The sequence below is a fragment of the Nocardia sp. CNY236 genome (assembly GCF_000482385.1).
Lineage (GTDB): Bacteria > Actinomycetota > Actinomycetes > Mycobacteriales > Mycobacteriaceae > Nocardia.
Window position 1 is genome coordinate 1 of sequence record NZ_AXVD01000064.1, and the last position, 5,543, is coordinate 5,543.

Consider the following 5,543-nt stretch of genomic DNA (forward strand, 5'->3'; position numbering starts at 1 on the left):
CATGACGCAACGAATGCCCCAGTCCCGTAATGCCGGTAGCAATCTCGGTCCAATACTCCTGGTTCAGCACTGTCTGCACGATCACCAAACACTGGCCGGTTTCGGCGACGATATCGTGGGCGACCAATGGGACCAGCCGTCGCCACGACGGAAGGTCCTGGAAGTCGTTCGCTTCGGTATCGGGGAACTGTGCGCGCAGCATGAACCCGACGAACTCGGGATCGAACAGCCGCCAGTGTCGCGGGTCAGTCGCGACCAGCTCGTTCGCGATCGACGTTTTCCCGGCACCGAAACTGCCATTCAGCCAAACGAACAAGATTCCTCCTGGGCCAGGTGTTCACAAACGAAGGACGACAACGATGATCCCGGTCTGAAATGTGCACCCTGCATGCCGACACTGTGTGCGCCGGGCAGGTTTAGCGATAGGTCGTCGACGACAAGAATCCTGGCCGGGGGCACGCTCATTGCGGTGGGTAGACCAGCGGACCCCATTCCACTGTCCGCAGCAAGCAGGTTGTGATCGTCGGTGAACGGAGATACGCGCGAGTAGATCACGAAAGACAGGGCCGCGGCCTATCTGTATGGTGACCATCGCGCGTCGTCGTTGCGCTGGAAGCTGGTGAAGCGATAACGCCACTGCTCGTACAAAGAAGGATTGGCGGACAGTACAGGAAGAACACTCGTGACCAGCCTTGAAGTCGCCGATCATCACGCCTCGAGCAGGCTGGTCCAGTGGTTGCGGTTGAGGCACTGGACGCGCAGCCGCCGGTTGAACGACTCGATATGGCCGTTGTTCCACGGCGTGCCCGGCGGGATGTAGACGATCCCGACTCGATCGGCGAAAAACCGTTGCAGTGCATGGGAAATCATCTCCGGACCATTGTCCATGCGCAGCACTCGCGGCGGCCCGCCCCGTGCAAGGAACACCTTCTCCAATTCGGCGACCAGTCTTTCGGCGGTGATCGACCGCTCCACCAGGTGCAGCAGTGATTCGCGGGTGTGCTCATCGATCATCGACGCGATCTTCACCGCTTTACCGTCGACGGTGGAGTCGAACTGGAAGTCCAACGCCCACGACCCCTTCGGTGCATCGGCGTCGATCGGCGGCACCGACGACGCACCAGCCCGCTTGCGCGGCGAATGAGCGCGCACCTGCAAGCCCTCCTCACGCCAGAGCCGGTGCACCTTCTTCTTGTTCACCTCCGAGCCCTCATCGAACCGCAACGCCGCCCACGCTCGCCGGAACCCGTGCCCGGGGTGTTTCGTGGCATACGAACGCAACCATGCCCGCAAACCGGCGTCCGGATCGGCCGGGGTCTGCGCGGCCGGCACCCGCCGATAGGTGGACCGAGCCAGCCCAACAACCTTGCACGCAAACCGTTCCGACAAGCCCATCACATCCGTGAGCATGCCAACGACGCGGCGCCCGGCCGCTGGGCTCACCATTTTCCAGTCATGATAAATGCGGGTTGCACCGCAGGCCGAGTCGAGATCTGACTCACCATTTTTCTGACCACTCGCAGGTCGGGAGGATTCAGGGGTGTCGCCGGACGGGCGGTCCTGACTCGGAGTTTTCCCGACCGCGCCAATGGGTGTCTTTCGAAGGGTCCGTCGATCCGTCCACGCGCCGGTGGTGCAACCCACTCCCCGCTGAGCCAACGGGCCGGAGTGGGGGTTGTGACCTGATAGGAGCATGCCGCGCCGTGCTCGTCGTCTCGTGACTGGGCTGTGCGATCCCCGCTCGGCTCGACCGTCAATCTCGACCGAAAAGGGACTGCCCACGGTGGTTACCTCCCTGCTCGAACGACCAATCTTCGTCGGGGTCGACACCCACGTCGACACTCACCACGTTGCCGTGATCAGCGAACACGGCAAGAAGCTCGCCGACCGCGAATTCACCACCACCGCTGCCGGATATGCAGAGATCAGCCACTGGCTGCCGACCCTCGGCAGCGTGATCCGGGTCGGTATCGAAGGCACCGGATCCTATGGCGTGGAGTTGGCGCGATACATGCGACGACACGGCTACGACGTTGCCGAGGTCCCCCGCCCGAACTGGCGACTACGCCGATCCCAGGGCAAGACCGACACCATCGACGCTTATGCCGCGGCGCGCCAGCTCCTGGACGGGTCCCAGCTCACCCCGCCATAGAACCGCGACGGCGCCATCGAAGCCGTTCGCGCACTGCGAGTCGCCCGAAACAACACCGTCAAGGCCGTCACCGCCGCGCTCAACGCCCTGCGTTCCCTCGTCACCACCAGCCCGGAAACTCGTGTTCGCAGCTGCGTTCGCTCACATGAACGCGGCTGCTCGCGACCTGCGCCGGTTTCGAGCCTGAACCCGGCAGACTCGCCGATCCCACCGCGGCGACCGAACTCGCATTACGTTCACTCGCCCGACGTGTCCTGGACTCACAAGCTCACGCCGCCGAACTGAAGAAACAGCTCAACAAGCTACTCACGCATATCGCGCCCGCGGCTATGCGTGTATTCGTTCTTGGACCTGATGCCGCTGCAGCACTGATTTTTTCGATCGGCGACAATCCTGAACGGCTCACCACCGAAGCCGCGTTCGCCCGCTTGTGCGGCGTCGCGCCCATCCTGGCATCTTCCGGCGAGACCACTCGCCATCGACTCCACCGCGGCGGCGACCGTCAAGCCAACCAAGCCTTGCACACCGCCGTCAACCGGGCTATGACCACTTGACATCTATAGGAGCGTCCTTGCTGATCTCCCGCAGAGCGTCTTTCTCCAACTCGGCGTCGGTGAGCAGTCGCTTCAACCGGGCGTTCTGTTCCCGCAGTTCCTTGAGCTGTTTGGCGGCATCAGTGTCCATACCGCCGTACTGGCGGCGCCAGTTGTACAAGGTCGCCGCCGACACTCCCAGCTCGGCGGCGACCTGCTCGCCAGTGCGCCCCTCGGCGGCCAACTCATCGGCACGCCGCAGCTTCCGTACGATCTCCTCCGCGGAATGCCGCTTGCGTCCAGTCATAATCCCTATCGTCCCTTCAAGCCCCACGAGGGCCAACAGGACTCTAATACCGGGCTGATCCGCTGGGGACGGGCCACCACCGCACAGGCTGTGGCGTCGGGTCGGGTTGTAGAGCCCGGTGATCCAAGTGACGATCCGCAACGCCGCCTCGGCGCGGGTACCGAAGCGGTGCCGGTGCACGAACTCATCGCCTGGTTGACCGGCTACCGACGCCTCACCATCCGCTACGAACGCCACGGCCATCTGTTCGCAGCCTTTCTCCAACTCGCAGCCGCCCTCACCTGCTACAAGAAACTCCCCACGTAAGACACCCTCCTAGTCGCGTTCGTCACCTGGTGCCGTCTTCTGCACCTGCATGAGGAACTCGGTGTTGTTTCGAGTCTTCTTGAGTCGGCTGACCAGTAGGTCGATCGCCTGGTGTGAATCGAGTCCAGCGAGCACACGGTGCAGTTTGTGCACGACCGAGTACTCCTCCACCGACATGAGAAGCTGGTCCTTTCGGGTACTGGACGGATTGACATCGACCGCCGGGAACACACGCCGATCAGCGATCTGGCGGTCGAGCTTGAGCTCAGCGTTGCTCGTGCCCTTGAACTCCTCGAAGAGCACCGTGTCACCGGTCGAACCGGTCTCCACCAGGGCCGTCGCGATGATCGTCAGCGAACCGCCGTTCTCGATGTTGCGCGCCGCGCCGAGAAACCGCTTCGGCGGGTACAAGGCCGTCGAAGCGACACCGCCGGAGAGGATGCGCCCCGAGGCGGGTGATGCGTTGTTATAGGCACGCCCGAGTCGAGTGATCGAATCCAGCAGCACCACAACGTCGTTACCGTACTCGACCAAACGCTTGGCTCGCTCGATCGCCAGTTCGGCCGCCTGCGTGTGGTCTGATGGCGGTCGGTCGAATGTTGAAGCGATAACCTCGCCTTTGACCGAGCGCTGCATGTCGGTGACTTCTTCGGGGCGCTCGTCGACGAGTACCACCATGAGGTGGCACTCCGGATTGTTGATCGCGATGGAGTTCGCGATGTCCTGCAGGACCATGGTTTTACCCGCCTTCGGCGGCGACTGAATCAGCGCGCGCTGCCCCTTGCCGATCGGCATGATGAAGTCGATCACCCGCGTGGTCAACCGTTCAGGTATGGTTTCCAGCCGCAACCGCTCATTCGGATAGAGCGGGGTCAGCTTGCCGAAATCCGGTCGCGTTTTCGCGGACTCGACGTCTTTGCCGTTAACCGTGTCCATCCGGACCAGTGGGTTGAACTTCTGCCGATGGTTGATTGCGCCGCCCTCACCTTCGCGAACGACTCGGGCCGCGCCGGTGATCGCATCGCCGCGACGCAGCCCATTCCCGCGGACCAGGTTCATCGACACGTAGACGTCGTCGGGACCGGGCAGATACCCCGAAGTACGCACAAATGCGTAGTTCTCCAGCACGTCCAAGATCCCTGCGACTGGCTGCAGTACACCATCATCGGATATCTGCTCCTGATCACGATCGCGCTCCCGGTTCCGCCGCCGCCGTCTGCCGCGGCCCTCCCTGCGAGAGTCGTTGCGTTTGTCAACGCCAATGCTTTTGTGGCCGCCGTCCGCGCGCCGTCCGGCGTGCACCTCGCCTTGGTCTCGTTCTCCAGTGGTATCGCCGTCAACTTCCAAACGGCTCATCCCCGAGGCGCTATGGCTGTCTATGCCATTCGTAGACGGTGGTTGGGTGGGGCTTGCGAGGTCAACTGGGGCCTTGTTCTCTGCCGGCTCGACCGTGGGCACGGCATTCGTTTTTTCTGGGGTAACGGCAGCGGCACCGGCGGCCACTCGCTCGGAGATTGCGTTGACGAAATCGCTCTTGCGCATCCCGGAAGTTCCTCTGATGCCCATATTGGATGCCATGGTGCGCAGTTCGGGCAGTTTCATCGCGGTCAGGCTCTTCGGTGGCCACTCTACGTTTGGTCCTGTGTTCGACACGATAATGATGTCCTCATACGTCAAGAGATGTGCCTTTCGGTTTGTAATTGTTGTAGTTGGATCGCTGTCTCATTCAATTCATGTGTGACCGTGCGGTGACTTGACGGCTTCGAGAGGCCCCGAATCGATGGACTTGCCCCTGGGACATCCACTTCTTGAGTGGCTTGCAAAGTGAAGGGGCGAATACCAACCGCTTATTGGGTTGATGTCGAGAATGAGATGGTCGAATATATCGACGATCTCGGTGTCGCATCCGGCTGAATACTGACCCTCTGGTTCCGGGTGAATATTGACCCACCCGTGAACGATCATGAGGTGTTGAACGTGGAGGACTGGGCGGAGATCCGCCGGTTGCATCGCTCGGAGGGTATGGCGATCCGGGCGATAGCTCGCCGGTTGAAGATCTCGAAGAACACGGTGAAGAAGGCGCTGGCGGCGCATGAGCCGCCGCGATATCGGCGCAAGCCGAAGGGTTCGGTGGTCGATGAGTTCGAGCCGGCGATCCGGGAGTTGCTGGCGGAGTTTCCCGATATGCCGACGACGGTGATCATGGAGCGGGTCGGCTGGCAACGGGGCCGGACAGTGTTCTTCG

At 62.1% G+C, this 5,543-nt stretch carries 6 protein-coding genes and 2 pseudogenes; 4 read left to right on the plus strand and 4 right to left on the minus strand.

The genetic code is table 11. The annotated features are described in order from the left end of the window. Positions 1-316, minus strand: a pseudogene (locus tag K940_RS0121230) (ATP-binding protein); the annotation flags it as partial. Between the two features lie 392 nt (positions 317-708). Then, complete coding sequence (locus K940_RS29780; protein WP_196812331.1) at positions 709-1,446, minus strand: DDE-type integrase/transposase/recombinase; 738 nt, start codon at positions 1,444-1,446, stop codon at positions 709-711. 337 nt (positions 1,447-1,783) lie between these two features. Here K940_RS29780 and K940_RS31120 point away from each other — a divergent pair, with 337 nt between their 5' ends. Then, positions 1,784-2,152 carry an IS110 family transposase gene (locus tag K940_RS31120; RefSeq protein ID WP_028479118.1) on the plus strand — a complete coding sequence of 123 codons (369 nt, stop codon included), beginning with the start codon at positions 1,784-1,786 and terminating at the stop codon, positions 2,150-2,152. Between the two features lie 329 nt (positions 2,153-2,481). Beyond that, positions 2,482-2,706, plus strand: a complete 225-nt coding sequence (locus K940_RS34190; protein WP_028479119.1) for a transposase — start codon at positions 2,482-2,484, stop codon at positions 2,704-2,706. 16 nt (positions 2,707-2,722) lie between these two features. On the opposite strand, the pseudogene K940_RS33780 reads toward K940_RS34190, so the two are convergent. Then, positions 2,723-2,992 (minus strand): annotated as a pseudogene (locus K940_RS33780) (transposase); the annotation flags it as partial. On the opposite strand from K940_RS33780, the gene K940_RS33265 reads away from it, so the two are divergent. After that, positions 2,972-3,298 (plus strand): hypothetical protein, encoded by a 327-nt coding sequence (locus K940_RS33265; RefSeq protein ID WP_196812332.1) that lies wholly within the window; start codon positions 2,972-2,974, stop codon positions 3,296-3,298. The pseudogene K940_RS33780 and the gene K940_RS33265 sit on opposite strands and share 21 nt — an antisense overlap. Before the next feature lie 9 nt (positions 3,299-3,307). On the opposite strand, the gene rho is transcribed toward K940_RS33265, so the two are convergent. Next, complete coding sequence (rho, locus tag K940_RS0121265) at positions 3,308-4,960, minus strand: transcription termination factor Rho (RefSeq protein ID WP_369797531.1); 1,653 nt, start codon at positions 4,958-4,960, stop codon at positions 3,308-3,310. Between the two features lie 306 nt (positions 4,961-5,266). On the opposite strand from rho, the gene K940_RS31130 reads away from it, so the two are divergent. Further along, positions 5,267-5,543: helix-turn-helix domain-containing protein (locus K940_RS31130; RefSeq protein WP_155980863.1), on the plus strand; the 277-nt coding region annotated here is incomplete at its 3' end.